Origin of the sequence: Sphingomonas sp. Leaf17, from assembly GCF_001421505.1 — a bacterium.
Classification (GTDB): Bacteria; Pseudomonadota; Alphaproteobacteria; order Sphingomonadales; family Sphingomonadaceae; genus Sphingomonas.
In genome coordinates, this window is sequence record NZ_LMKL01000001.1 from 23750 (window position 1) to 46100 (window position 22351).

Annotated in this window: 24 protein-coding genes; 10 read left to right on the forward strand and 14 right to left on the reverse strand. The window is 66.3% G+C overall.

Annotated elements, in window-relative coordinates; all coding sequences use genetic code 11:
* Positions 1–11 precede the first annotated feature (11 nt).
* The 9 genes from ASE75_RS00125 (at position 12) to ASE75_RS00165 (ending at position 7459) form a co-directional block, all read left to right on the forward strand.
* Positions 12–2186, forward strand: coding sequence for a chemotaxis protein CheA (locus ASE75_RS00125; protein ID WP_055927099.1), 2175 nt, complete (start codon positions 12–14; stop codon positions 2184–2186).
* Positions 2183–3061, forward strand: coding sequence for a CheR family methyltransferase (locus ASE75_RS00130; RefSeq protein WP_055927101.1), 879 nt, complete (start codon positions 2183–2185; stop codon positions 3059–3061). The genes ASE75_RS00125 and ASE75_RS00130 overlap by 4 nt, the downstream gene beginning before the upstream one ends.
* A complete protein-coding gene (locus ASE75_RS00135) occupies positions 3058–4083 on the forward strand; it encodes a protein-glutamate methylesterase/protein-glutamine glutaminase (RefSeq protein WP_055927102.1) in 1026 nt (341 codons plus the stop codon). Before ASE75_RS00130 ends, ASE75_RS00135 begins: the two co-directional genes overlap by 4 nt.
* On the forward strand, positions 4071–4625 hold the full coding sequence (locus ASE75_RS00140) for a chemotaxis protein CheD (protein WP_055927105.1): 555 nt from the start codon (positions 4071–4073) through the stop codon (positions 4623–4625). The genes ASE75_RS00135 and ASE75_RS00140 overlap by 13 nt, the downstream gene beginning before the upstream one ends.
* Before the next feature lie 35 nt (positions 4626–4660).
* Positions 4661–5026 (forward strand): response regulator, encoded by a 366-nt coding sequence (locus ASE75_RS00145; protein WP_055929060.1) that lies wholly within the window; start codon positions 4661–4663, stop codon positions 5024–5026.
* Between the two features lie 25 nt (positions 5027–5051).
* Entirely contained in the window at positions 5052–5495 is a 444-nt protein-coding gene (locus ASE75_RS00150) for a chemotaxis protein CheW (protein WP_055927108.1), read from the forward strand.
* A 39-nt stretch (positions 5496–5534) separates the two neighbouring features.
* Positions 5535–6545 (forward strand): chemotaxis protein CheB, encoded by a 1011-nt coding sequence (locus ASE75_RS00155; protein ID WP_235512444.1) that lies wholly within the window; start codon positions 5535–5537, stop codon positions 6543–6545.
* Positions 6542–6919, forward strand: coding sequence for a hypothetical protein (locus tag ASE75_RS00160; RefSeq protein ID WP_235512445.1), 378 nt, complete (start codon positions 6542–6544; stop codon positions 6917–6919). The genes ASE75_RS00155 and ASE75_RS00160 overlap by 4 nt, the downstream gene beginning before the upstream one ends.
* A gap of 84 nt (positions 6920–7003) precedes the next feature.
* The gene (locus ASE75_RS00165; RefSeq protein WP_055927114.1) at positions 7004–7459 is read left to right on the forward strand and encodes a MarR family transcriptional regulator; all 456 of its coding nucleotides are present in this window, start codon (positions 7004–7006) and stop codon (positions 7457–7459) included.
* 33 nt (positions 7460–7492) lie between these two features.
* Here ASE75_RS00165 and ASE75_RS00170 read toward each other — a convergent pair whose 3' ends face one another.
* The 5 genes from ASE75_RS00170 to rpiA form a co-directional block, all read right to left on the reverse strand.
* Positions 7493–8293 carry a Cof-type HAD-IIB family hydrolase gene (locus ASE75_RS00170; RefSeq protein WP_055927116.1) on the reverse strand — a complete coding sequence of 267 codons (801 nt, stop codon included), beginning with the start codon at positions 8291–8293 and terminating at the stop codon, positions 7493–7495.
* A complete protein-coding gene (gnd, locus tag ASE75_RS00175) occupies positions 8290–9276 on the reverse strand; it encodes a phosphogluconate dehydrogenase (NAD(+)-dependent, decarboxylating) (protein ID WP_055927119.1) in 987 nt (328 codons plus the stop codon). Before gnd ends, ASE75_RS00170 begins: the two co-directional genes overlap by 4 nt.
* A gap of 121 nt (positions 9277–9397) precedes the next feature.
* Positions 9398–10522: a transaldolase gene (tal, locus tag ASE75_RS00180; protein WP_055927122.1), complete on the reverse strand. Its 1125-nt coding sequence runs from the start codon at positions 10520–10522 to the stop codon at positions 9398–9400.
* Positions 10519–12615 carry a transketolase gene (gene tkt / locus ASE75_RS00185; protein ID WP_055927126.1) on the reverse strand — a complete coding sequence of 699 codons (2097 nt, stop codon included), beginning with the start codon at positions 12613–12615 and terminating at the stop codon, positions 10519–10521. The genes tal and tkt overlap by 4 nt, the downstream gene beginning before the upstream one ends.
* A 69-nt stretch (positions 12616–12684) precedes the next feature.
* Entirely contained in the window at positions 12685–13374 is a 690-nt protein-coding gene (gene rpiA / locus ASE75_RS00190) for a ribose-5-phosphate isomerase RpiA (protein WP_055927129.1), read from the reverse strand.
* 385 nt (positions 13375–13759) lie between these two features.
* Between rpiA and ASE75_RS00195 the strand changes: the two genes are divergently transcribed.
* Positions 13760–14257: a MucR family transcriptional regulator gene (locus tag ASE75_RS00195; RefSeq protein WP_055929067.1), complete on the forward strand. Its 498-nt coding sequence runs from the start codon at positions 13760–13762 to the stop codon at positions 14255–14257.
* Positions 14258–14383: 126 nt separating this feature from the next.
* On the opposite strand, the gene ASE75_RS00200 is transcribed toward ASE75_RS00195, so the two are convergent.
* The 9 genes from ASE75_RS00200 to ASE75_RS00240 all read right to left on the reverse strand — a co-directional run bounded on the left by ASE75_RS00200 (position 14384) and on the right by ASE75_RS00240 (position 22347).
* Positions 14384–15286, reverse strand: coding sequence for a flagellar motor protein MotB (locus ASE75_RS00200; protein ID WP_055927131.1), 903 nt, complete (start codon positions 15284–15286; stop codon positions 14384–14386).
* 3 nt (positions 15287–15289) lie between these two features.
* Complete coding sequence (motA, locus tag ASE75_RS00205) at positions 15290–16153, reverse strand: flagellar motor stator protein MotA (protein ID WP_055927136.1); 864 nt, start codon at positions 16151–16153, stop codon at positions 15290–15292.
* Between the two features lie 226 nt (positions 16154–16379).
* Positions 16380–17279: a flagellin N-terminal helical domain-containing protein gene (locus ASE75_RS00210; protein ID WP_055927139.1), complete on the reverse strand. Its 900-nt coding sequence runs from the start codon at positions 17277–17279 to the stop codon at positions 16380–16382.
* A 5-nt stretch (positions 17280–17284) separates the two neighbouring features.
* On the reverse strand, positions 17285–18631 hold the full coding sequence (gene flgK / locus ASE75_RS00215) for a flagellar hook-associated protein FlgK (protein ID WP_055927144.1): 1347 nt from the start codon (positions 18629–18631) through the stop codon (positions 17285–17287).
* Complete coding sequence (locus tag ASE75_RS00220; RefSeq protein WP_156340021.1) at positions 18628–18957, reverse strand: rod-binding protein; 330 nt, start codon at positions 18955–18957, stop codon at positions 18628–18630. The genes flgK and ASE75_RS00220 overlap by 4 nt, the downstream gene beginning before the upstream one ends.
* Positions 18954–20048, reverse strand: a complete 1095-nt coding sequence (locus tag ASE75_RS00225) for a flagellar basal body P-ring protein FlgI (RefSeq protein WP_055927147.1) — start codon at positions 20046–20048, stop codon at positions 18954–18956. Before ASE75_RS00225 ends, ASE75_RS00220 begins: the two co-directional genes overlap by 4 nt.
* Positions 20049–20061: 13 nt before the next feature.
* Positions 20062–20793: a flagellar basal body L-ring protein FlgH gene (locus ASE75_RS00230; protein ID WP_055927150.1), complete on the reverse strand. Its 732-nt coding sequence runs from the start codon at positions 20791–20793 to the stop codon at positions 20062–20064.
* 2 nt (positions 20794–20795) lie between these two features.
* A complete protein-coding gene (gene flgG / locus ASE75_RS00235) occupies positions 20796–21584 on the reverse strand; it encodes a flagellar basal-body rod protein FlgG (protein ID WP_055927152.1) in 789 nt (262 codons plus the stop codon).
* 10 nt (positions 21585–21594) lie between these two features.
* Positions 21595–22347, reverse strand: coding sequence for a flagellar basal body rod protein FlgF (locus ASE75_RS00240; RefSeq protein ID WP_055927155.1), 753 nt, complete (start codon positions 22345–22347; stop codon positions 21595–21597).
* Positions 22348–22351: the final 4 nt, after the last annotated feature.

The following is a 22351-nucleotide window of genomic DNA, read 5'->3' on the forward strand; positions in this document are numbered from 1 at the left end:
GGCCACCGGTCATGAACCTCGACGAAATCCAGCAGATTTTCTTCCAGGAATGCGACGAGGGTCTGGCCATGATGGAGGCCAGCTTCGCGCAGCTCCGCTCCGGCGACTATGACGCGGAGACGATCAACACCGTGTTCCGCGCGGTCCATTCGATCAAGGGCGGGGCGGGTGCGTTCGGCCATGACCGGCTCCAGGGCTATGCCCATCATTATGAAACCGTGCTGGATCAGGTCCGCAACGCCCAGCTTGCGCTGACGCCCGATCTGCTGAACCTCATCATTGGCGCGTTCGACAAGCTGTCCGACCATGTCGGCGCGGCGCGCGGCGAAACCGACACGCCGGCCGACGCGGTCATGCTGGAACGCCTGGCCGCCGCGTCGGAGGGTCGCGCGATCGCAACCGACGACGACGGCGCGACGGCACCGGCCGCCTCGACGGCCCCCGCCGACGATTTCGACTCGCTGTTCGACCTGCTCGACGCCGAGGACACCGGCCCGGCACCGTGGCGCGTATCCCTGCGCCCCGGGCCACGCGCGTTCGACCATGGCGGCGAACCCGTGCTGCTCCTGCGCGAGCTGGCGATGCTGGGTGCCGATGTCATCGCGGTCGACACCGATGCGTTGCCCGCGCTGGCCGACCTCGACACCGACCGGTCTTATCTCGCCTGGACGGTTCGCGTCCCCGGCACGGTCGACGAGGCCGATATCCGCGGCATCTTCGACTTCATGGACGACGCGTTCGAGCTGGACGTGGTCCGCGATCACGGAATCGTCGCCACGGCCCCGGTGGAGGCCAGTGCCGATGCTGGCGACGATACCGATATTTTCGACGCGATGCTCGCCGACCTTGGTCCCGCCCCCGTCGTGGAGGCACCAGCACCAGCGCCTGCCGCAGCGCCAAAACCCGCCCCCGTCAGCCCGGCGGCCGCCGTCGTGCCGATCCAGACCGTCCTGCCGACCGAGGCCGCGACCCCGCGCGCCGCCACCCTGCCCGCCAGCCAGACGATCCGCGTCGACCTCGACAAGCTGGACCGGCTGGTCAACCTGGTCGGCGAACTGGTCATCACTCAGGCGATGCTGGCGCAGCGGCTGTCCGAACACAGCCTGACCGGCATTTCCGAACTGACCGACCTCGATCACCTGACCCGCGAGTTGCAGGACAGCACGATGGCGATCCGCGCGCAGCCGATGAAGACCGTCTTCAGCCGCGTGCCGCGCATCATTCGCGAACTGGAACTGGAAACCGGCAAGCGCGTCCGCCTGGATGTCGAAGGCGAGATGACCGAGGTCGACAAGACCGTCGTCGAGCGTATCGGCGAGCCACTGACCCACCTGATCCGCAACGCGGTCGATCACGGCATCGAGACGCCGGCCGAACGCGTCGCCGCCGGCAAGCCCGAGGAAGGCGTCGTCAAGCTGTCCGCCGCGCACCAGTCGGGCCGGATCGTCATCACCATTTCCGACGACGGACGCGGCATCGACCGCAAGCGCGTCCGCGAAAAGGCGATCGAAAAGCGCATCATCGCCCCCGACGCGACGCTGAGCGACGAGGAGATCGACAACCTGATCTTTGCCCCCGGCTTCTCGACCGCCGCCACCGTCTCCAACATTTCGGGACGCGGCGTCGGCATGGATGTCGTGCGCAAGAACGTGCAGGCGCTGGGCGGCCGGATCGGCATCGTCTCCAATCTGGGCAAGGGGTCGAGCTTCAGCCTCAGCCTGCCGCTGACGCTGGCGGTGCTCGACGGCATGATCGTCACGGTCGGCGAACAGACCTTCGTCATCCCCTTGAGCCACATCGTCGAAAGCCTGCGTCCGCAATCGGGCGAGGTCCGCGCGATGGGCCCGGACGCCTCGCTGCTGAACGTGCGCGGCGATTATGTACCGGTCCACCGCGTCGGCGAGCAGCTCGGCATCGCCCAGTCGACCGTCGACCCGGAAAAGGCGGTACTGATCGTGGTCGAATCCGACGCAGGGCAAGCGGTGCTGATGGTCGATACCATCCAGGACCAGCGCCAGGTCGTGGTCAAAAGCCTTGAGGCCAATTACGAGGCGATCCACGGCCTTGCCGGTGCCACCATCCTTGGCGACGGCCGGGTCGCGCTGATCCTCGACGTCGATGCGCTGATCTCGCGCTGGCGGCGGGACGGTCGTGGCGGCGGCGCGCCGCAGCGGCTGGCCGCATGAGCGCCGCCCCCGCCGCCCGCGCCTTCGACGTGCCGCCCGCCCGTGCCGCCGAGTTCGCATTCGAGCACCGCGATCATGTCGCGATCGCCGAGATCGTCTATGCCGATTCCGGCATCCTCCTGCCCGACGGCAAGATGCAGCTCGTCTATGGCCGGCTGGCCAAACGGTTGCGGATTCGCGGCCTGACCCGGTTTTCGGAATATGTCGCGCTGCTGGGCACCGACCCGGCCGAGCGGATCGAGGCGATCGACGCGCTGACGACGAACCACACCAAGTTCTTTCGCGAGGATCATCATTTCGATCATTTCCGCGACACGGTCTGGCCCGGCCTGACCCGCCGTCTGGAAACCGGCGGTCGCGTGCGGATGTGGTCGGCCGCCTGCTCCAGCGGCGAGGAACCCTATACGCTGGCGATGACGATGCTGGGTCGCGACAAGGCCAACGCCACGCGGCTCGGGCGGCAGGATTGCCAGATCCTGGCGACCGACCTGTCGCCCACCATTCTCGATCAGGCGCGCGCCGGCACCTATCCGGCTTCGGTTTCGCAAGGCGTACCAGCAGACCTGCGCAACCTGTGGCTGGTGCGGCGCGGCGATCTGGTGGAGGTTCATCCCGCGTGCAAGGCGCTGGTCGCCTATCGCCCGCTGAACCTGCTGCGCGACTGGCCGATGAAACAGATGTTCGACGTCATCTTCTGCCGCAACGTCATGATTTATTTCGACGAACCCACCAAGGCGACGTTGCAGGCGCGGCTGGCAGACCAGCTCGCGCCCGGCGGTCACCTGTATATTGGCCATTCGGAACGCCTGTCGCCCTCGGTCGCCCCGCGATTCGAATCGATCGGCCGGACGATGTATCGAAAGCTCGGCGCATGACTGTGCGTACCCTGATCGTCGACGACTCCGCCACCATGCGCGCGGTCATCGCCCGAAACCTGTCGCAGGCCCCCGGGATCGAGGTCGTCGGCGCGGCCGACGGCGTGACCGCGGCGCGCGAGATGATAAAGGCGCTGAACCCCGACGTCATCACGCTCGACGTCGAGATGCCGGGCATGAACGGCCTCGACTTCCTCGACAAGATCATGCGCCTGCGGCCGATGCCGGTGGTCATGCTGTCGACGCTGACCAGCCGCGGGGCTGACGCGACGATCCGCGCGCTGGAGCTTGGCGCGTTCGATTGCGTCGCCAAGAACCCCAACGGGCTGGAAATCCGCAACAACCCCGGCGAGCCGACGCTGGCCGACATCGTCCGCGCCGCTGCCCGTCGCGGCCACAAGCCCCGCATGGAATCGAGCGTACCCAAGCCGCCGGCCGCCTACACCGCGCGCGCCGACGCCCTGATCGCGATCGGATCGTCGACCGGCGGGGTGGAGGCGCTGATCGAGGTCCTGCGCGGCTTTCCCGCCGACTGCCCGCCGACGCTGATCGTGCAGCACATGCCCGCCACCTTCACCACCACCTTCGCCGCGCGGCTCGACCGGCTGTCGCTGCCGACCGTGCTGGAGGCGCGATCGGGCGTGCCGCTGCAACGTGGCCATGTCTATCTCGCGCCCGGCGGCAGTCACCATCTGGAGGTCATCGGCACCAGCGAGCTTCGCTGCCGTCTGGTCGCCGACGATCCCACCAGCGGCCATCGCCCGTCGGTCGACCGGCTGTTCACCTCGGTCGCCAGGACCGTGGGTGCCAGCGCGGCCGGCGCGATCCTGACCGGCATGGGCCGCGACGGCGCCGCTGGACTGAAGCTGATGCGCGACGCCGGCGCATTCACGGTCGGCCAGGACGAGGCCAGCTGCGTCGTCTACGGCATGCCGCAGGCCGCCTATCAGATCGGCGCGTGCGAGGTGCAGCTGCCGCTAACCAAGGTCGCCGGTCGCCTGCTGCTGGAATGTCGTGCATGAGCACGGCCGAACCCATTTTTCGCCGCGTCAGCGTGATCCAGGGGGAAACCCGGGTATCCGACGATCCACAGGTCGTGATGTCGACCATATTGGGCAGTTGCATCGCCGCCTGCCTGTACGATCCCGACGTCAAGGCCGGTGGCCTGAACCATTTCCTGCTCGCCGAACCCGGACAGGGCGACACCGACCCCCGGTCGATGCAGCGCTACGGCGTCTACGCCATGGAAGTGCTCATCAACGCCATTCTTGCCAAAGGTGCATCGCGCCACCGCCTGCGCGCGCGCATCTATGGCGGAGCGGCGATGCACGACGGCTTTCGCGACATAGGCTCGGCCAATGCCGCGTTCGCCCGCCAGTTCCTGCGCGACGAAAGAATCGCGCTGGTCGGAGAAGATGTCGGCGGAAAGTCGGCCCGCCGGGTCGAGTTTCGTGCAGCCCTGGGCCTCGCCCGGTGTCGCATCGTGACCGACACGATGACGCCAATCCCCAAACCAGTCCGTCGTCCGGCACCGCCGCCGATCGGTGATGTGGAGTTCTTTTGATGTATCTTACCAGCCCCAAGGGCGGAGGAGGCCCGGTGTCCAGAAAAATCATGACCGTCGACGATTCGCCCAGCATGCGCATGCTGCTGCGCGTCGCCCTGACCGATCTCGGCTATGACGTGGTCGAGGCCGAGGATGGCCTCCAGGCGCTGGAACGGTTTCCCGACGAGGAACCCGACCTGCTCATCACCGACATCAACATGCCCCGGCTCGATGGCTTCGGCCTGATCGAGGCGGTGCGCGGCGATGACGGCAACCGCAACCTGCCGATCCTGGTGCTGACCACGGAAAGCTCGGACGAGAAAAAGGCCCGCGCCCGCGCAGCGGGTGCGACCGGCTGGATCGTCAAACCCTTCCACCCGGAAAAGCTTGCCGCCGCGATCCGTCGCGTTCTTCATTAACCATTGGGCCTGTAAGGAAGAGCGCATGTCACGTCAGCTCATCACGTTCCAGCTCAGCGACCAGGTCCTGGGTGTGGACATCATGGCCATCCGCGAAATCCGCGCATGGTCCCCCGCCACCCCCCTGCCCAACGTGCCCTCGCACGTTCGCGGGGTCGTGAACCTGCGCGGCGTCGTGCTGCCGGTGCTCGACCTGCGCCACCGGCTGGGCTGGGGCATCACCGATCCGACCGCGCGCCACGTCATCATCGTCGTGCGGATCGGCGAACAGCTTCAGGGGCTGATCGTCGATGCGGTGAACGACATCGTCACGATTCCGGAGGACGGCATGCAGCCGTTGCCGGACATCGGCGACACGCCGGCCGCCAATTTCCTCGAAGGGCTGGCGACGATCGAGGATCGGCTGATCCTGGTGCTGGCGCTCGAACGGCTGGGCGATCACAGCGTCAACCAGCTCGAAGCCGCCTGACCCGCCACCCCATCCGTTTCGCGTAAGAGTATCATCGCAATGGCCAAGACCAAGGTTCTCGTCGTCGACGATTCACTGACCATGCGAGCGCTGATTTCCGGCGCGCTGGAGCGTATTCCCCAGGTCGAGGTCGTCGGCGTCGCCGATGGCGCGGACGAGGCGCGCAGCATGGTGGTGCAGTACAACCCCGACGTCATGACGCTCGATATCGAGATGCCGGGCATGAGCGGCCTCGAATATCTGGCCGAGATCATGGAAAAGCGGCCGATGCCGGTCATCATGTTCTCCACCCGGACCGAGGCGGGGGCCGAAGCCTCGGTCGAGGCGCTGCGGCTTGGCGCGGTCGACTGTTTCCCGAAACCCAAGGTCGCTCTGCAAAGCGAGTTCGAGGCGATCCTCGGCAAGCTTGGCAAGCGGATCAAGACGGCCAAGGGCGCAAAGCCCCGCGCCACCGGCGCACCCAAGCCGGTCGTGGCCAGCGCCCCGTTCGACTGGAACGGGCATCTGGTGACGATGGGTGGCGACGCGGCCAACACCCAGCTGCTGTTCGACGTGTTCGGCGCGTTTCCCGCCAACTGTCCGCCAACCCTGGTCGTCCAGCATCTTGGCAACGGCCTGGCCGAAACGCTGGTCCGCAAGCTCGATGAAACGGTCGCGCCGCGCGTCGTGCTGGCACAGGACGGCATGGCCGTCGAACAGGGCACGATCTATTTCGCGCCCCCTGGCGACGCGCATCTCGTCGTGGATTCGTGGCCGGGCGGCAAGTTGCGGCTGCTGCCACGCGACCCGGTCAGCGGCGAACGGCCGTCGATCTCGCTGCTATTCGCCTCGGCTGCCAAGGCCGCCGGCAACGCCGCGATCGGCGTCCTGCTGGCACCCGGCGGCGAGGACGGCGCGACGGGCCTGAAGGCGCTGATGAGCGCCGGCGGCTACGGCATCGCCCCCGCCGACCTCGAAGGCTCCGGCTTCACGCTGTCGCGCAACATGGCGCAGCAGCCGGTATCGACCGATGCCGTCGCCCCGACGATCATCAAGCTGTCGGGCAAATGACCATGGCCCAGTCGGGGATCCAGTCTGGGGGCCGGTCAGGCAGCCAGCCGGGTGGAACGGCCGCGCAGCCGTCGACATTCGACGATACCGGCGGCGTATCCGCGCCGCTGGCCGCCGCACTGGCCGACGAACTGGTAGCGCTGACCGTGCAACTGTCGGATCTTGCCTATGACCTGGGCCAGTATCCCGACACCCTGCGCCGGCACATGACCAGTATCCAGGCGATCGACCGGATCACGCAGGCACAGCTTGCGATCGCCGACGTTCTCCGCTCCGACGAAACCGTCGTCGACCGGCTGGCCCACATCACCCTTGCCGGCCTGTCGAGCAGCATCGCCACGCGGATGGACCCGCCGGCGAACCGGTCCGGCTGACGCCTCGTCCCGCCGCGAACCGACCGTCGCGGGTATTTGCATCGTCGCGATTTTCATCTACCCGCCCCGCCTCCGAACAGGAGGATGACGGATATGGACATCAACGACCGGCATGATCCGGTCCGGTCGCGCTCCTTCGCAGTGACCGACGACGCGCCGCCGACGTCGATGCCGATGCATCAGCCGCCATCGCCCTATGCGGCGCTGGTCACGAACATTCTCCAGGCACGCGCGCAGTTTTCGGACCTGTTCGACGCGTCGCTGTTCTCCGATCCCGCCTATGACATGCTGCTGACGCTGTTCACTGCGGGCGAGGATGGACGGACCATGACGACCAACAGCTGCTGCGCCGCCTCCCGCGTCCCGCGAACGACGGCACTGCGCTGGATCAAGCTGTTGACCGCGCGCGGTCATGTCATCGCGGTTGATGATCCCAACGACCGCCGCCAGACCCTGCTGCGACTTTCGCCGGCCGCGCGGGAGCATGTTCGCGGCTGGCTCGACGAGCATGTGCTTTCGCAAGCGACGATCGCCACCTGACCCGCCGCGGGGGCGGGCACCCGTATCCGCCCTTCAGGCCAGTATGATCGTGTCGATCGCGTGCGCCACGCCGTCCGCGTCATTGCCCCGGGTCACATGGTCGGCCGCCGCCTTCACGTCGTCGGGCGCCTGACCCATCGCGATCGACAGCCCCGCCTTCGCGAACATCGGCAGGTCGTTGCGCATGTCACCGATCACCGCGACCGCCGAGAGCGGAACGCCCGCCTCCGCCGCCAGCATTTCCACCGCGACGCCCTTGTTCGCCTTCCGCGCGGTGACGTCGAGATAATAGGATTGCGACAGGGCGATGGTCGCCGCATCGCCGAACCGCTCCTTCATTGCGGTGGCCAACGGGTCGATGACCGCCGGATCGTCGCTGACGAAGGTCAGCTTGGCGACGCGGTCGAACAATGGTGCGAAATCATCGGTTTCGACCGGCTCCTGCGCCGACGCCCTGCGTTCGCTCTGGCTGTGCGGTCCGTCGGCGTCATCGGCATACCATTTGCCATTGGCGAAGACCCACAGGCCAAGGCCCGCATCACGCGCCATCGCCACCGTGTCGCGTGCGATGTCGGCCGGCACCAGATGCTCACCGACGATGGTGCCGTCGCTGGTAAAGGTCTCGCCGCCGTTGAACGCCGCCATCGGCATCGTCACGTCAAGCGCACGGCCCAGCGCCAGGATTCCCGATGTCGGCCGTGCGCTGACCAGCGAGAAGCCGATCCCAGCATCGCGCAGCCGCTCGACCGCAGCGATCGTCGCCGGGGTCAACTGCTTGTCGAGATCGACCAGCGTGCCGTCGACGTCGGAAATGACCAGTCGAATCCCGTTCACTGCGGAATCTCGACATGGCCGCCAAAGCCATAGCGCATCGCCGACAACAATTTGTCGCCGAAGGTCGTGTCGACGCGGCTGCGGAACCGCGCATACAGCGCCGCCGACAGGACGTTGGCCGGCACCGATTCCTCCATGGCCGCGTCGATCGTCCAGCGCCCCTCCCCGGAATCCGCGACATTGCCGGAAAACTGTTCGAGCATCTGGTCCTTGGCCAGCGCCTGCGCCTGCAGGTCGAGCAGCCAGGACGAAATCACGCTGCCCCGACGCCAGACCTCGGCGATGTCGGTCAGGTTCAGGTCGAACCGCTCATCCTCGGGCAGTTTGTCGGACGCCTTGCCCTTCAGGATATCGAAGCCCTCGGCATAAGCCTGCATCAGGCCATATTCGATGCCGTTGTGGATCATCTTGACGAAATGGCCCGCCCCCGCCGGCCCGGCGTGGATGTAACCCTGCTCCGCCCGATCGTCGGCATGGTCCGCCGCGTCGCGGCCCGGCGTCCGGGCAATGCTGCCAAGCCCCGGGGCCAGTGCCGCGAAGATCGGGTCGAGCATCGTCACCGTCGCATCGTCGCCGCCGATCATCATGCAATAACCGCGCTCCAGGCCCCATACGCCGCCGGACGTGCCGACATCGACATAATGGATGTCCCGCTCGGCCAGCGCCTTGGAGCGGCGAATGTCGTCCTTGTAGAAGCTGTTGCCGCCGTCGATGATGACGTCGCCTGCGTTGGCGTGTTCACTGATCGCGGTGATCGTATCCTCGGTCGGACCGCCCGCAGGCAGCATCACCCACCAGATCGCCGGGCTGGCCAGCTTGCCGCGCATGTCGTCAAGCGAATCCGCCCCTTCCGCGCCATCGGCGACCAGCGCCGCCACCGCGTCGGCCGATCGGTCGAAGGCGACGATTTCATGGCCCGCGCGCATCAGGCGGCGTGCGATATTGCCACCCATGCGGCCAAGGCCGATCAATCCGATCTTCATGCAAGGTCTCCGGTAGATGCGGCCGCTGCGGGGTTCGCGCGGGTCCGCTGAAAGGTAACGGCGGCCGGGGTCGATCCCGGCCGCCAGACGCCTGCCCCGTGCCGGGACAGGGTGGAAGGGATCAGGCCGTCGCCGGATGCTTCCCGGCGATCGCCCCGAGCAGGTCGTCGAACGCCTTGACGAACGAGGCCACGCCCTCCTCGACCAGCCGGTCGGTGACGCCGTCCAGATCGAGACCAAGGCGTTCCGCCTCGGCCAGCGTGTGCCTCGCCGCGTCGATATCGTCGGTGATCGTTTCGGCCACCATGCCGTGATCGCGGAACGCATCCATCGTCGCGGGCGGCAGCGTGTTGACCGTGTCCTGGCCGATCAGCGTGTCGACATACAGCGTGTCGGGATAGGCCGGATCCTTGACCCCGGTCGATGCCCACAGCAGCCGCTGGACCTGCGCGCCCTTGGCCGCCAGCGCCTGCCAGCGCTCCGACTGCAGGAACTCCAGATACCATTGGTAGGCAATGCGCGCGTTGGCGATCGCGACCTTGCCGCGAACCGCCTTCAGCGCGTCGGACTCCGCGTCGCCGTCCGCGATCCGCGTGTCGATCTGCTTGTCGATCGCGGCGTCGATGCGGCTTACGAAGAAGCTGGCGACGCTGGCGATCCGGTCGATAGGCTGGCCTTGCTTCACCCGCTCCTCAAGGCCCATCGCATAGGCCTCGGCCACGCGCTTGTAGGCATCGAGCGAGAACAGCAGCGTGACGTTGACGTTGATCCCGGCGGCAATGGTCGCCGCGATTGCCGGTGCGCCCGCTGGCGTGCCCGGAATCTTTATCATCAGGTTCGGGCGGTCGACCGCGTCCCACAGTTTCTTCGCTTCGGCGATCGTCGCATCGGTATCGTCGGAGATATAGGGCGAGACCTCAAGGCTGACATAGCCGTCCTTCGCCGCCAGGCGATCATAGACCGGGCGCAGCGTTTCAGCCGCCGCCTTGATGTCCTGGATCGCCAGATGCTCGTACCGGTCGATCGTCGCCGCATCCGGGTTTTCCCGGTCATAGTCGGCCAGCGTGGCGTCATAGGCATCGCCATGACCCATCGCCTTTTCAAAGATCGACGGGTTCGACGTGACGCCGGTCAACCCGTCCTCGTCGACCAGGGTCTGGAGACCGCCAGCCTCCAGAAACTTGCGATCGACGAAGTCCAGCCACGGTGCCTGTCCGATGGCACCCAGTTCTTTCAGGCGGCTCATGCCTTGTTCCTTTCGATCAGTTCGCGCGCGACCTTGACGACGTTGTCACGGGTAAACCCGTATTTATCCTGCAATTTGGCAAGCGGTGCGGACGCGCCGAAGGTCGACATGGTGATCGTGTCGCCGTCCAGCCCGACATAGCGGTCCCAGCCCATCGACCCGGCCTGCTCGACCGCCAGTCGCGCCTTGACGCCCGGCGGCAGTACCGAGTCGCGATAGGCGCGATCCTGCTGCTCGAACCGGACCCAGCTTGGCAGGGAAACGACGCGCGACTTCACGCCGTCCGCCGTCAGCGCCTCGTGCGCGTCCAGCACCAGCGACAATTCGCTGCCCGTCGCGATCAGGATCACGTCGGGGTTCTCGTCGCCGGTCAGTACATAGCCGCCCTTTTCCAGCCCGTCCGCCGATGCCAGAGTGCTGCGATCCAGCGTCGGCAGCGCCTGACGCGAAAAGATCAGCGCGGTCGGGCGGAACTCGCTTTCGACCGCCATCTTCCACGCCACCGCGACCTCGGCCGCGTCGCCTGGACGGATCGTGTCGAGACCGGGAATCGCGCGCAACGTCGCCACATGCTCGATCGGCTGATGCGTCGGGCCATCCTCGCCGACGCCGATCGAATCGTGAGTGAACACGAACGTCACCGGCAATTCCATGATCGCCGCCAGACGGATCGGCGCGCGCATATAGTCGGCGAACACCAGGAACGTCGCGCAATAGGCGCGAAGGTACGACAGCGCCATGCCGTTGGCGATCGCGCCCATGCCATGTTCACGCACGCCGAAATGGAAATTGCTGCCCGAATAATCGTCCGCCTCGAACGACGGCTTGCCCTCCAGCAGCGTCTTGGTCGACGGGGCCAGATCGGCCGATCCACCGATCAGCCACGGCACGTTCCTGGCGATCCCGTTCAGCACCTTGCCGCCGGAATCGCGCGACGCGACACCCTTTGGATCCGCCGGGAAGGTCGGGATGCCGGCATCCCAGCCATCGGGCAGGCGACCGTTGAGCAACAGGTCCAGCTCGGCCGACAGCTCAGGGTGTGCCGCGGCATAGCGGGTACGCATCGCATCCCACTCACTGCGAAGCGGCTGGCCGCGCCCGGCGATCTCGCCGTTGAATCCGTCGATCACACCGTCCGGCACCAGGAAATCCTGATCCTCGGGCCAGCCATACGCCTTCTTCGTTGCCTTGATCGCATCGGCACCCAGTGGCTCGCCGTGCGCCTTCTCGCTGCCAGCCTTGGGGCTGCCCCAGCCGATGACCGAGTGGACGACGATGAAGGTCGGCTTGTCATCGGTTGCCTTGAACGTCGCCAGTGCCTCGGCCAGCGCCGCGGTGTCGTTCGCATCGTTCACATGCAGCACGTTCCAGCCATAGGCCTCGAACCGCTTGCCGACATCCTCGTCGAAGGCGATGCTGGTGCTGCCCTCGATGCTGATCTGGTTGCTGTCGTACATCCAGCACAGGTTCGACAGCTTCAGGTGACCGGCAAGGCTCGCCGCCTCGGCCGATACGCCCTCCATCATGTCGCCGTCGCCGCACACGACATAGACGTCGTGATCGAACAGCGGGAAACCGTCCTTGTTGTAGCGCGCCGCCAGCCAGCGCTCGGCGATCGCCATGCCGACCGAATTGCCGCAACCCTGACCCAGTGGGCCGGTCGTCGTCTCGACGCCTGTGGTGTGACGATATTCGGGATGACCGGGGGTCCGTGACGACAACTGGCGGAACTGCTTGATGTCCTCCAGGCTGATCGCCGGGTTACCGGTCTTTTTGCCCTCGCGATCAACCTCCTCGACGCCGGCCAGATGCAGCAGCGAATAGAGCAGCATCGACGCGTGACCGACCGACAGCACGAAGCGGTCGCGGTTCGGCCAGAGCGGTGCTGACGGATCATAACGCAGGAACTTCGACCACACCGTCCAGCCGACGGGGGCCAGCGCCATGGGCGTGCCGGGGTGGCCGGAATTGGCCTTCTGCACCGCGTCCATCGACAGGGTGCGGATGGTGTCTATCGCAAGGCGGTCGGGCGATCCGTCCTCGTGCAGCGCAGTTGGGGCGGAAGCGGAAGTCTTGGTATCGACGTCGGACATGCAGGGAGCCTCATTCTGGTCGCTGGTCGAACGCGCATGCGCCCGAACTGGTTGCCGGATGCAATGCCCTTAATCACAGTCGGGCGATCGTTCCAACCGTGTCACGACCCCATCGGACCCGATATAGGCCGCATTGATCTCGCGCAGGAACAGGCCGTGGCCAAGCACACCGGGTATCGCGTCGAGCGTGGCCGCCAGCGCGCCCGGGTCGGCGATCCCGGCAAAATGGCCGTCGACCACCAGATTCCCCTGATCCGTCCGGTACGGCCCGGCATCCCCCTGCCGCACCGTCACCCGGCCAAGGCGTCCCAGCGCGGCCAGGATGGAGGCACGGGCGAAGGGCAGGATTTCGACCGGCACCGGGGCCGCGCCGATCCGGGCGACCCGCTTGCTGCCGTCGGCGATGGCGATCATCCGGTCGGCGGCCACCGCCACCAGCTTTTCGCGCAGCATCGCACCCCCCGCACCCTTGATCGCGAAGAAGCGGTCGTCGATCTCGTCCACCCCGTCGATCGCCAGGTCCAGCCGCGCGATATCGGCAAAGTCGCGCACCGTGATACCGTGCGCGACCGCCAGTGTGGCCGTCGCATCCGACGTCGCCACGGCATCAATACGCAGGCCGGCGCGAACCCGTGCGCCGATCGCCGCGACGGCATGGGTCGCCGTCGATCCGGTGCCCAGCCCGACGATCATGCCGTCCTGAATTTCCACAACGGCCGCCTCGGCCGCGCGCCGCTTGTCGTCATCGGTGCGCGTCATCGTCCGATCGTCATCGCAAAGGCCATCCTTTTCAATTCACTACATCGACAGGCCACATCGTCAGGCCACTGGGCGCCGCCGAATGCCTGATCGAGACAGGGCGTTTCGCGCGTCGATGACCCGTCCGCCATATAGTCCTTCATCCACCTGCACAGAACCGGGCGATCCGGGAATATATCCATGGATCGTATATCAAGTTTTTCTCATGCGTCGTGCGGATCGCCACCCGCGATACTAGACCAGCATCCAGTTTACACGCAGTCCTCGTGGATAAAACGGTCAATCAGGTCGTGATGGGGAACGAGATCGGCCTATATTTTGACGATTGCCGGTTGACGCTGTGCTTTGGAAGTCTAGTTGGAAGCAACAGTTTTGGAGCTTCATGATGACCGAACAGACCGTCGACACCAATGCCGTCGAACTGGCAACCGAATTGACCATTGCCTGGCTTGGCAATCCCAATACCCGCATCTCCGCCGACGAAGTGCCGGCATTTCTCAGCAAGATGCATGACACCGTGTCGGCATTGCTGGGATCGATGGATACCGCACAGGTCACCGAAGTCGCGACCGAATACACGCCGGCCGTCACTGCGCGAAAGTCGCTGGCGTCGCGCGATCACATCATTTCGATGATCGACGGCAAGCCGTACAAGACCCTGCGTCGTCACCTGACCACGCACGGCCTGACGCCCGAGGAATATCGCGAGCGGTATGGCCTGAAGTCGGATTACCCGATGGTCGCCGAAAGCTATTCGGAAAGCCGCCGCGCCATGGCCAAGAAGATCGGCCTCGGCCGCAAGCCCGGCCAGCGCAACGCGCCCAAGACCGACCAGTCGGCTCCCCGCGCCAAGCGCAAGACCGCCGCTCCCGTCGAGGCGTAACGGGTCCGCCGTCCGGTTGCGACCGGACGGCTGCCCGTTTCAGTGAAAAGCCCGTCGCCATCGTCATGATGGCGGCGGGCTTTTTCGTGTTGGGCGCGGCACCGTCCCCGCCGGATGTTGCCCCTTCTACTGGCCGAACACGCCCGGCCGGTACAACAGGGTGATCGCCACCCGCCGATTGCGCGGGTCCATCGGATCCTTGGCGATGATCGGTTCGCGGTCGGCAACGCCCTCGATCCGCTCGAACCGCTTTTCCGGCAAGCCCCCTTGCAACAGGCGACGACGCGTCGCCTCCGCGCGGCTGCTCGACAGCATCCAGTTGTTCATCGCGCGCGGGTCGCCGTAGGGGACCGCGTCGGTGTGGCCGCGGATCATGATCGGGTTGTCGGCGCTGGCGATCGTCGTCGCGATGAAGCCGATCAGCTTCGAGGCTTCAGGCTCCAGCGCGGTCGTGCCGCTGCCGAACATCGAATAATCGGCATTGTCGATCAAGTCGATGCGCATCCCGTCGCGGGTCTGGACGAAACGGATATGCTTGGCGAGCTTGGCCATGGCCGAGGTCCGCGACACTTCGCGCATCACCTTCTGGCGCATCGACGCGAAGTTCCGGCGATCCTCCGCCGCCATCGCCTCGCGACTTTTCAGCGATCCCTTCTGTCCGGTGCCGACATCCTTGCCACCGGTCGCGCCGGCGGGAATGGTCAGCGATCGCGTGCCGGTCTGCGCCGCCTTGTGCGGGTAGTTGTCCTTGTCGATGATCGACGATCCGCCGAACAAGCCGTTCGACCCGGCGCTGTGCTGGCGCAGGTCGACCAGCGTGGGCGCGAAATAATCGGCCAGCGCCTTGCGCTGCTTCTCGGTCGTCGCGCCGAGCAGCCACAGCAGCAGGAAGAACGCCATCATCGCCGTCACGAAATCGGCATAGGCGACCTTCCATGCGCCGCCATGATGGCCGCCATGCCCCTCGATATAGATCTTCTTGTAGATGATCTTCGGGGGCACGTTGGCCCCATGCGGTGCGCGCGCCATCGCTTAACGCCCCCGCAGCCCGTCGAACACTTCGGCGAAACCGGGCTGGTTCTTGTGTGCGATGCCGCTGCGCGCGGCCTCGATGACCAGCGGCTGCGGATGACCGTGCAGCGAGGCGATGATGATCTGCTTGACGACGATGTAGATCGCCGCGTCGGCATCCAGCACCTGCTTCAGCCGTCCGGCCAGCGGGGCGACGACGCCATAGGCCAGCAGCACACCCATGAACGTGCCGACCAGCGCCGACCCGATCATCCCGCCCAGCACGCTCGGCGGCTTGTCGATCGACCCCATCGTCTTCACGATGCCCAGCACGGCGGCGACGATACCAAGGGCGGGCAGCGCGTCGGCCAGGCTGGCGAGCGTCGTATGCGGGCTTTCTGCCTCGTGGTGGTGGGTCTTGATCGCGTTGTCCATCACCTCCTCGACCGCGTGCACGTCCAGCGTGCCGGACGACACGACGACCAGGCGCAGCGTGTCGGCGATCAGGTTGACCAGCGTGTGATCGCCCAGCAGGCGCGGATATTCGGCGAAGACGGCGGACGACTTCGGATCCTCGACATGCGGCTCCAGCGCGATCGGCCCCTCCGTCCGCAGCATCTTCATCAGCTTCGACACCAGGAAGATAACGTCGAGATAGTCCTGTTTCTTGTATTTCGGCCCCTTGAACACCTTGGCAAGACCGCCGCCCATCGCTTTCAGTTCCTTGCCGGAATTGCCGATGATGAGCGCGCCCGCGGCGGCGCCGCCGATGATGAGCATCTCGTGCGGGATGGCCTCCATGACGGGGCCGAGCGCGCCGCCGGTGATCGCGAAACCACCGAACACCATCGCGAACAGGACGACGAGGCCGATTGCCGGAAACATGGTCTTGGATACTCCCTGGGCGTCGGCAACACCGACAGGCCATCTGCCGCCATGGTTAATCCGAGAAGGTAGCTATTCGGTTACCATCCGGAGGCAATCCGTTTGCCCGGGGCGGATTGATGTTCACCATCCTTATCGCCGATCCCGGCCAATTCCGCCGTCATCGCCCGTGACCCTGGATCCCAGCGCGCTGGGATGCCGGTCGAACAAACCAGGCGGCAAAAACTCAGCGCAGATAATCGAACAGCGACAGTGACGACAGCTTGCTGAAGCTTGCCTGCGTCGCGGACAGCGCGGTCATCATCTTCTGCATCTCGACGATGGCGGTGGACACATCGGTGTCCTCGATCGACGAACGCAGTTCGGCGCGGTCGGTCTGCGCGGCTTTCGACAAGCCCTGCTGCAATTCGACCGACGCCGCGCGCGCGCCCACCGCGCCGCGCGCGACCGACACGGCGTCGTTCGCCCCGGTCATGCTGGTGATCGCCGATTTTGCGGCCGTCGTCGCCTCTCCGGCAGTCCCCGTCCGCAGCGCGGTAGCCAGCGCATCCAGCACGGCAAACGCGTTGGTGCCGCCGACCGTGAAGATGCGCGACGCGGTTTCGCTGCCCTGCACCGACTGGGTGTCCGAAATCGGCACCGCGCCCGGCGCGGTGTCGGCCAGCGTATAGCTGCCGTTCGCAGTCTTCGTGACTGCGGCCGCCCCATCGGCTCCACCGAACAACGGCTGGCCATTGGCGTCGCGGGTGTTGGCAAGGTTCAGCAGCGTGGATGAAATCGCGTCGATCTGGTCCGCCGCGGTGCCGCGGTTGGCCGCGCTCAGCGTTCCGTTGGCGGCCTGCACCGCCAGCTCCAGCGCGCTCTGCACCTGCGTCGCGACCGATGCCAGTGTCGTATCCGACTGCTGCAACGAGGCCCCGACGGCCTTCATGTTGGCCTGATAGGTGACGTCGTCGCTCGACAGTCGCGTCAACCCGGCCAGCGTCTGCGCCGACATCGGATCGTCGGCGGCGGTCACCACCTTCTTGCCGGTCGCGATCTGCGTCTGCAACTCCGTCGCCTTGGTCGACAACGCGCCCATCCGCTTGGCGGTGGTGTCATAGAAGCTGCTGGATGAAATCTGCATGGCGCTCACCGGATGTCGATCAGGGTCTGGAAAATGTCGCGCGCCACCGAAATGACGCGGCTCGACGCCGAATAGGCCTGCTGGAAGCGCATAAGTTCGACCGCCTCGGTATCCAGGTTCACGCCCGTCGCGGAATCACGCATGGCGACCGCACCGTCACGGATCGCGCCTTGCGCGTCGGCGATCGTCTGCCGCTGTTTCAGCGTCGTCGCGTTGCCGGTGATAAGTGCGGTGATGCCGGTTTCGAACCCGCCGGCGGTCCGCGCCGCGTCGATCGCGCTCAGATTGCCGCTGTTGCGCACGCCACCGCCGGTGCTGGCCGCGGCGATGCCGCGCGGATCGGTGATGACGACGCTGATGTCGGTCGGCCGGTCACCGGTCGCGAACAGCGCGGTGCCGGGCTTGCCGGTCTGGTCGTCACCGCCGGTCTGGATGGTGTTCATCCGGTCGGTAAACTCGCCGGCGATGGTATCCAGCGTGGCACGCGCCGTTGCCAGCTTCTGCGCCCCGTCGACCGTGCCGGCCAGCGCGCCGCCATTGGCGGTCAGGCTCGATTCGCGGCCGTCCATCGTTACCGTGAAGGCCGGGACGCCGTCGCTGGTCTGTTCATATCCCAGCGCGCCGACGGTCTTGCCCGACACGAAGAGCGGTCCGGACTTGCCGCCAAGCGTGACGGTCGCCCGGCCAATCGGGTCCAGCTTGCTGTCGACATCGACCAGCGCGCTCATCTGTTCGAGCAACTGGTCGCGCTGATCGGACAGATTGGCGGCAGCCGAACTGCCGCTTGCCGCCCGCCCCAGCCCGTCATTCACCTTGGCCAGCGATTGACCCAGCCGTTGCAGGGTATCGACCGATGCGCGTGCCATGGTGTCGAGATCATCGGCAGCCTGCGTGAACGCGGCCCCGGTGGCGGTAAAGGCGGTGGCCGTCGAGGTCGCCGCCCCCAGCATGTTGGACCGCAGCGCGGTGGAGGTCGGGTCGGACGCCAGCGTACGCGCGGCGTTGAAGAAGCCCGTCACCCGCTCGTTCAACTGGTTGCCGGCCATGACCGAATCGATTCGGTCCAGCCAGTTCACGCCGGTCGCGGTCCGCGCCAGATCGGCCCCCGAACTGCGAACCGCGTTGCTGGCATATTCGTCGGCGGACCGCACGACGCCGCCGGCGATGACACCGCCGCCGGCCAGATTCTTGTTGGTGGCAAGGACACCGGCGGGCGCGCCGATTTCCTTCAGGTCGGTCGTGCGCCGCGCATAGCCGGTCACATTCGCGTTCGCGATGTTCTCCGACACGGTCGTAAGCGCGCTCTGATACGCTTTTACGCCGCTGGCACCGATCGACAGGAGATCGCTCATGCCGCCGGTTCTGGCGGATCATGATTAACAATTGGTTGCGACTTCGCGAGAAAATCGGTCATCGCCTTGCCGATCCCCATCGGCGCGTGGACCGCCATCGACTGGGCAAGGTTCTGGTCCTGCATGTCGCGAAAAGTATCGCTGGCCTGGCTGTCGAACAGCGGTTCGGCCAGCTTGGTCTTGCGCATCGCCTTCAGCATCATGCCGGTGAAGACCGCCTCGAACTTCTCGCCCGCCGCCTTCAGGTTCGCCTTGCCGGCCAGCCGGCTGGTGTCGCCCGATATGCCGCCGGTGGCCGGAAGTGCTGGTGTAGCGATCGGCGTCACAGGACGATCAACTCGGCCTTGAGCGCGCCGGCTTCCTTCAGCGCCTCCAGGATGGCGACCAGATCGGCCGGCGATGCGCCGATTGCGTTCACCGCCTTGACGATGTCGGCCAGCTTGGGACCGGGGGCCAGCAGGAACATCGGCCGCTTCTCCTCCTCGACCGCGACACCCGACTTCTGCTCCAGCGCGGTCTGGCCCTGGCTGAACGGCGCGGGCTGGCTGATCCGCTGGTTTTCGTCGATGCGGACCGTCATCTTGCCGTGCGTCACCGCCGCCGGTCCGACCCGGACCGCCGAGTTGATGACGACGGTGCCGGTACGCGCGTTGACGATGACCTTCGCGGTCGGTTCGGCCGACACCACGTCGAGATTCTCGATCATGCTCATCAGCGTGGCGCGTGTATCCGCGCCCATCGGCGCGCGGACCGCGACCGACACCGCGTCCATCGCCTGCGCGGTACCGAAGCCCAGCTTCTGGTTGATCGCGCCGGCGACATTCTGCGCGGTCGTGAAGTCGGCACGCGCCAGGTTGAAGGTCAGGTTCGGGGCGGTGTCGAACCCGGTGGCGACCGCGCGCTCGACGGTCGCACCCTCGGGGATGCGCCCGGTCGAGGGGACGTTGACCACGATCTGCGACCCGTCCTTGCCCTCGGCACCGAGACCGCCGACCGCCAGATTGCCCTGCGCCATCGCATAGACCTGGCCGTCCGCACCCAGCAGCGGCGTCAGGATCAGGCTGCCGCCGCGCAAGGACTTGGACTTGCCCATCGAGGCGACGGTGATGTCCAGCTTCTGCCCCGGCTTGGCGAAGGGCGGCAATTCGGCGGTAATCATCACCACCGCCGCGTTCTTCATCCCCGGATTGGCGCTCGGCGGCAATTGCAGGCCGAAGCGCGAGGCAACCGCCTTCAGCGACTGGACGGTATATTCCAGATTGTCGTCGCCCGTGCCGGGCAGGCCGACGACGACGCCGTAACCGGTCAGCTGGTTCGATCGGATGCCCTGGAATCCGCCGAGGTCCTTGACCCGGTCGGCCCAGACGGGAGTCGCGACCAGCAGGCTGGCGAGAAAGGTGAGAAGCGCGCGGATCATGGGAATACGGTCCTTAGAACGGACTGATGACCGAGAAGAACCGGCCAAGCCAGCCCTGTCGGCCGGCGCGGGCGACGTCGCCCTTGCCGGTATAGGCGATCTGCGCGTCGGCCACGCGGGTCGACGGCACGCGGTTGTACGCGTCGACATCGGCAAAGCGGACGATGCCCTTGATCTGGACGAACTCGTCGCCGCGATTGAGCGTCACGCGCTTCTGGCCCTGCACCAGCATCGTGTTGTTCGGGAACACCTGCGCCACGGTCACGCTGATTTCGCCCGACAGCGAGTTGGACTGATCGGCCGACCCCTGCCCGTTGAAATTGCGGCCGCTGCCGGCACCGATATCGGTCGGCCTGAACAGGCTGAGCGAACCGGTCGACGGCGGCGTGATGCTGAGGCCACCGTTCGAATCCAGTTTGGACGACGAGGATTTCGACGCCGCCGTCCGTTCGACCAGCACAATGGTCAGCGGGTCGCCAACCCGCCGCGCCCGCGTGCCTTCGTACAGCGCGGCATAACCGTCGCTGGCCTGGAAGATCGAGCCGTTGGCGGGGGCCGCGACCGGCGCGATCACGGGCGCGCGGGCGACGGTGAAATCCTCCTTCGGGGCCTTCTTGCCGAACAGGCCGGCATCGGCCGGGGTCGGCACGACCGCCGCGACGACCAAAGTGCCGGCGACGGCGGCCAGCGCGATCTCGATCCAGCGGGTGCCGAACCGGAATGGGGTGGGTGCTCTGGATGCCATGATTACAGGTTCTGGTTCACGTATTTCAGCATGTCGTCGGTGGCCGAGATCATCTTGGAATTGACCTCGTACGCGCGCTGGGTCTCGATCATGTCGACCAGCTCCTCGACGACGTTGACGTTCGACCCTTCCAGCATATTCTGGCGGATCTTGCCGCGGCCATCCTCGCCGGCGACGCCCAGATTGGCCGCGCCCGACGCCGACGTCTCGATCAGGTAATTGTCGCCCGTCGCCTGCAGCCCCGCGCCGTTCGGAAAGCTCGCGACCTGGATCTGGCCGAGCGTCGTCGATTCCGACTGGCCGGGGATGCTGGCCGACACGGTGCCGTCGGTGCCGATGCTGATCGACGTCGCGTTTTCCGGAATCGTGATGCCCGGCTGAACCTGATAGCCCTCGCCCGTCACCAGCAGCCCTTCGGCCGAGCGCGAGAAGTTGCCGGCGCGGGTGTAGCCAAGCTGCCCCCCCGGCAACTGCACCTGGAAATAGCCGTCGCCGTCCAGCGCCATGTCCAGCGCGTTGCCGGTGGTGTTCAGCGACCCCTGCTTGTCCATCCGCGCCGTGCCCTGCACGCGCACGCCGGTGCCGAGGTTCAGGCCGGTCGCGTATTTGCTCTCCGCGGTGCTCGCCGCACCCGGCGCGGTCACCGTCTGGTACGCCAGCGTCTCGAATGCGGCGCGATCCTTCTTGAACGCGGTGGTGTTCACGTTGGCGAGGTTGTTCGAAATAACGCGCATGCGCATGTCCTGGGCATCAAGCCCGGTCCGCGCGATATGCATGGCTGCACTGCTCATTTGGCTATCCTCAGCTCGGCAGACGCATCAGGGATGCGCTGCTCTCGTCCAGGTTCTTGGCTTCCTTCATCAGGTTCGCCTGCACTTCGTAACTGCGCTGGTTCTCGATCATGTCGACCAGCACCTGCGTCATGTTCACGTTCGATCCCTCGACCGCGCCCGACTGCACCTTGGCCGTCAGATCCTGGGGCAATGCACCCCCGCCGCGCACGCGCAGCAGATTGTCGAGACCCTTGACCGTCTGGCTGCCCTTGATGCTGGCCAGCTTGATCTGGTCCAGCGCCTGTGGGGCATTGGGATCGCCCCCTTGGGGCACGATGCTGATCGACCCGTCGGCGGCGATCGACACGGAATCGGCGGGCGGCAGCGTGATCGGACCGCCCTGCCCCATCACCGGATGCCCGTCGCCGGTCTGGAGCACGCCCGACGGCGCGACCTCAAGGTCGCCGCGACGGGTATAGGCCTCGCTGCCATCGGCCGCCTGCACCGCGATCCAGGCGTCGGGGCTGATGACCGCGACGTCCAGCGACCGGCCGGTCTGCTGGATCGCGCCCTGCGACATGTCGGCGTCGGTCACCTCCTCCGACGTCGGCGCGCGCGCCATCAGTTCGGCCCCGCCGCCCTTCAGCTCCAGCCGGTCGAACACGACGCGGTCGGCGCGAAAGCCGATCGTCGACACGTTCGCCATGTTGTTGGCGATCGCGGCCTGCGCCGCCATGTGCGCCTTCAGCCCCGTCGCCGCCGTGTAGACCAGCTTGTCCATCGCT

What these genes read in the sequence shown, in the direction of transcription:
- ASE75_RS00125 (WP_055927099.1), top strand. Translation starts at nt 12, where the DNA reads ATGAACCTCGACGAAATCCAGCAGATTTTCTTCCAGGAATGCGACGAG.
- ASE75_RS00130 (WP_055927101.1), top strand. Translation starts at nt 2,183, where the DNA reads ATGAGCGCCGCCCCCGCCGCCCGCGCCTTCGACGTGCCGCCCGCCCGT.
- ASE75_RS00135 (WP_055927102.1), top strand. Translation starts at nt 3,058, where the DNA reads ATGACTGTGCGTACCCTGATCGTCGACGACTCCGCCACCATGCGCGCG.
- ASE75_RS00140 (WP_055927105.1), top strand. Translation starts at nt 4,071, where the DNA reads ATGTCGTGCATGAGCACGGCCGAACCCATTTTTCGCCGCGTCAGCGTG.
- ASE75_RS00150 (WP_055927108.1), top strand. Translation starts at nt 5,052, where the DNA reads ATGTCACGTCAGCTCATCACGTTCCAGCTCAGCGACCAGGTCCTGGGT.
- ASE75_RS00155 (WP_235512444.1), top strand. Translation starts at nt 5,535, where the DNA reads ATGGCCAAGACCAAGGTTCTCGTCGTCGACGATTCACTGACCATGCGA.
- ASE75_RS00160 (WP_235512445.1), top strand. Translation starts at nt 6,542, where the DNA reads ATGACCATGGCCCAGTCGGGGATCCAGTCTGGGGGCCGGTCAGGCAGC.
- ASE75_RS00165 (WP_055927114.1), top strand. Translation starts at nt 7,004, where the DNA reads ATGACGGATATGGACATCAACGACCGGCATGATCCGGTCCGGTCGCGC.
- gnd (WP_055927119.1), bottom strand. Translation starts at nt 9,276, where the DNA reads ATGAAGATCGGATTGATCGGCCTTGGCCGCATGGGTGGCAATATCGCA.
- tal (WP_055927122.1), bottom strand. Translation starts at nt 10,522, where the DNA reads ATGAGCCGCCTGAAAGAACTGGGTGCCATCGGACAGGCACCGTGGCTG.
- tkt (WP_055927126.1), bottom strand. Translation starts at nt 12,615, where the DNA reads ATGTCCGACGTCGATACCAAGACTTCCGCTTCCGCCCCAACTGCGCTG.
- rpiA (WP_055927129.1), bottom strand. Translation starts at nt 13,374, where the DNA reads ATGACGCGCACCGATGACGACAAGCGGCGCGCGGCCGAGGCGGCCGTT.
- ASE75_RS00195 (WP_055929067.1), top strand. Translation starts at nt 13,760, where the DNA reads ATGACCGAACAGACCGTCGACACCAATGCCGTCGAACTGGCAACCGAA.
- ASE75_RS00200 (WP_055927131.1), bottom strand. Translation starts at nt 15,286, where the DNA reads ATGGCGCGCGCACCGCATGGGGCCAACGTGCCCCCGAAGATCATCTAC.
- motA (WP_055927136.1), bottom strand. Translation starts at nt 16,153, where the DNA reads ATGTTTCCGGCAATCGGCCTCGTCGTCCTGTTCGCGATGGTGTTCGGT.
- ASE75_RS00210 (WP_055927139.1), bottom strand. Translation starts at nt 17,279, where the DNA reads ATGCAGATTTCATCCAGCAGCTTCTATGACACCACCGCCAAGCGGATG.
- flgK (WP_055927144.1), bottom strand. Translation starts at nt 18,631, where the DNA reads ATGAGCGATCTCCTGTCGATCGGTGCCAGCGGCGTAAAAGCGTATCAG.
- ASE75_RS00225 (WP_055927147.1), bottom strand. Translation starts at nt 20,048, where the DNA reads ATGATCCGCGCGCTTCTCACCTTTCTCGCCAGCCTGCTGGTCGCGACT.
- ASE75_RS00230 (WP_055927150.1), bottom strand. Translation starts at nt 20,793, where the DNA reads ATGGCATCCAGAGCACCCACCCCATTCCGGTTCGGCACCCGCTGGATC.
- flgG (WP_055927152.1), bottom strand. Translation starts at nt 21,584, where the DNA reads ATGAGCAGTGCAGCCATGCATATCGCGCGGACCGGGCTTGATGCCCAG.
- ASE75_RS00240 (WP_055927155.1), bottom strand. Translation starts at nt 22,347, where the DNA reads ATGGACAAGCTGGTCTACACGGCGGCGACGGGGCTGAAGGCGCACATG.